The organism is Pirellulales bacterium, assembly GCA_035533075.1.
Taxonomy (GTDB): domain Bacteria; phylum Planctomycetota; class Planctomycetia; order Pirellulales; family JAICIG01; genus DASSFG01.
Genome location: DATLUO010000071.1, coordinates 1 through 3,101, shown reverse-complemented (window position 1 = coordinate 3,101; position 3,101 = coordinate 1). Strand labels below are relative to the sequence as shown.

General features: G+C 64.0%; 2 protein-coding genes. Both read right to left on the bottom strand.

Going from position 1 to position 3,101, the window contains the following annotated elements; translation table 11 throughout:
- Nucleotides 1–1,316 (bottom strand): hypothetical protein (locus tag VNH11_09665; GenBank protein HVA46628.1); only part of this gene is annotated, 1,316 nt, incomplete at its 3' end.
- 302 nt (nt 1,317–1,618) lie between these two features.
- On the bottom strand, nt 1,619–2,986 hold the full coding sequence (locus VNH11_09660; protein HVA46627.1) for a hypothetical protein: 1,368 nt from the start codon (nt 2,984–2,986) through the stop codon (nt 1,619–1,621).
- Nucleotides 2,987–3,101 lie beyond the last annotated feature (115 nt).

Sequence of the window (3,101 nt, the reverse complement as noted above, 5' to 3'; positions counted from 1 at the left end):
GACAGGTCCGTTTTGCCGGAACGGCCCGATGGGTGCTGCGCACAAAATGGACCTGTCCCCTTTTGTGGCGCGGGCGGCGGCGCAATCAACTCACCGCGGAAGGGAATCGGCAACACGTCAAAGGGCTGCTGGCTCAAGTGGCCGAAATCGCGCGAAAGTTCTTCGGTGTCGGTGTAGAACCGGATGTAGGGTGGAAAAAGCGAGCTTGCGAGCGCCGGCCCACCGTTATTGACGTCGGTTGTGGTAGGCCGGCGCTCGCAAGCTCGCTTTTTCCACCCTACGGCTTTTTCATAAAACGAAAAGAAGATGCGGTGCAGCCGCGTGTAGGGCGACGAATCGAGATTTCCGGTTTCGCCCGGCGGAAACAGGGGATGGCGGAACTCGAAGTGAAACGTCGGCGAACGATCGGCCGTGAGTCGCCGGCAGATCAGCCAGACGGCCAGCAGCTCGCGGGGATGGGCCGTGCCCAAAAACACGTGATCGCCGGCCCCAATCTCCGCCATGGCCAGAAACCGCTCCAGGTCGCGCTTGAAAATCATCGCGTATTCGACTTCGTGGGCCATGTTGCAGGCTCGCAGCTTGACGAGCGCCGCACCCACGTCGTCGCGGTCCGCCGGGTTTTCGAGTGCCTTTGCGGTTTCGGCGCCACACGGGCCAAAGTCGATCACGGACGGTTGCGGCGCACCAGGAGCATGTCGGAACTTGGCAGCGAGCTTCGCGGCGATCTTCGACTGCAATTCAGGGAGCAAAATCGGCGGCACGCTCCAGGCCACGGCTTTTTTCAGGGTCGCGTAAAGCACGGGCGGCAGAAAATAGAACACCAGGCGGTCGATCAGGCGGACGGCGCGTTCAAAGGCGGCCCGATAGCGGTCGAAGGCCCGCCGTAGCCCGCTCACTCCGTGAGCGGAACCAGCCCGCCGCGCATTTGGCTCTTCCCCTGTATTGCGAAGTTCTTGGGCTGGTGACGCGGGTTCCGCTTGCGGAGCAAGCGGGCTACGCCACCCCGTGAAGCGGCTGGCGAGGAAATCGCGAATCGTCGCCGCGGCGGTCGCTCGCTCGCCGGAATAGGGGTCCGTGCGGATTCCCGCCAGGTCGGGCGGCTCCGCCGGCGGACCCGACATCCAGTGATCGGTGCAAAAGATCGGGTAGCTTTCGAGCCAATCGGGCAACAACGACGCCGGGCAATCGACATGCGCGGCCAGCACGGGTCGCCAGCCGCAGCGCCGTGCGGCCTCGGCCAGGCTGATCGAGGTCTCATAATAGTGCCCGCATTGGTCGCGCAGCCCGTTGCTGAGGATGACGAACTTTCGAGACATGGCTGAGACCGTATTCAGTTTTTTGTTCCCCTGGTACGTGTGGCGGCATGCCATGCCGCGGGCTTGCCCCGCGGTTGCTGACGCTGGTTTCCAAGTCGGGCGCTTCCCAGATTCTCAGTCGTAGCGGGCCGCCGTTTTCCGACGGCCGATCCGCTCGCGGAGCGAGCGGGCTACGTAGCCCGCTTGCTCCGCAAGCGGACGCGGCGCCCCTACCGGAAGGGGTCGTTGGGCCCGTCGTTCTGTAGACTGCGAACGTGAGCCTCCGCCCGGCAAGCGGGCGGCATCCGCTCGCTCGTCGCAACCTACCGTTCCAACCCACAATCCCGCCTCCGGCGCGGGATACTAGGCGATTGTCGCGGAGTGGGCAAGGCCATCAAGCGTTGAATAACCCCTTCGGCACAGTGCAGCGCCGACCAGCCGAGGGAACACTCTTGGGTGGCTCTGCGGTACAAGTCATAGTGCCCGAGAACGTGTGCCAGATGTTTCGTCAGGTCGGCAGGGTCGGCGAAGGCAAGTTCGGCAAGTTGGCGCACAGGGGCGAGTTGACTCGCCATCCAGGTGCCTGCTGGCACGAGCGTTGGGATGCCGGCCGCCAGTGCTTCGGCAAAAATGCCCGAGCTGCGTGCCCGATACGCTTCGCGGTCGTAAGGCAGGATTACGACGTCCGCGGAGAGCAGCAAGGCGCGATAGGCCTCGCTCGATAACGGGCTGTTGACGAGCGTGACGCCATAGTGCGGCGGCAGCGCGGCCAGGCGTTGTCGGGCAGCGGTTACGGCCGGCTCGGCAGCGGCCAGGCTGCAGTTCGATTGAAAAGTGAAGCGGACCGGCAGCCCGGCGGCCACGGCGCCTTCCACGAGCCGTGGCAGCCACTGGTAGCCCTTTTCGAGCCGCGCGTCGCCCAGATAGACCACGTGGATTTTGGATTTTGGATTTTGGATTTTGGATTTTGGATTATGCGAACCATCGGCCGCGGGAATCGGCAGCGTTTGGAAACAGGCCACGCCGAGGCGGTTGTAGTCGGCGGTCAGCGGGTCGGTGTCGGTGTGGAAAGAGACCGTCTGGCCGCGGAGTCCTTCGTGAAACTCGCGAAAGGCGGCCCGCAGGCGTTGCTGCGACCCCTCCCGGCCACCGGTGACGTCGCGACGAAAGAGCAAATGCCAAGCGGCGTTGGCCGTCTCGGGGTTGGCGCCAAAGAGTGGTAGCAAACCAAGCATCTCGGCCGACGACAGCGTCGGTAAAAAAACGCGGTCGCCCTCGGCCAAACGAATTCCCTGGAACATCCGGATACTATCGCGGGCGAAGGCGCGACGCTGGCGCCAAAAGGCGGTTCTGTGCCATGCCGATGTGGCCGATCGCAGCAGAAGGCCGTGCAATTGAGACGCGCGAGTGCTTGCCCGGCGAGACGGGCCTTGTGGCGTCGAGCGGTCGCGATGGGTCAGCTTTCTGAGCAAATCGCCGGCGGTCCGCGGCGGCGGAGGCCCGAAAAAACCGTAGCGAAATGCCGGCAGCACGCGGCACGGAAGCGGCCCGGTCCCGAGAAACGCGCGGTTCGCTGCCAGAACGGGCGTATAACCGGCCTGCTCCGCCGCGCGCAAAACCCGCACCGCGTATTCGTAGTGGTGTCCGCCCAGCGCGGCGATCGACGGGTCGATAAGTACGAATTGGGGCATCGCTTGCGTCGCTGGCTGTTCAGGGTGACCGTAGGGTGGGAGCGAGCGAGCTTGCGAGCGCCGGCCCACCATCGTCGTAATTTTGGATTTTGGATTTTGGATTTTGGATTGACCA

Coding starts and splice junctions, on each gene's coding strand:
- VNH11_09660 (HVA46627.1), bottom strand. CDS start 2,986: ATGCCCCAATTCGTACTTATCGACCCGTCGATCGCCGCGCTGGGCGGA.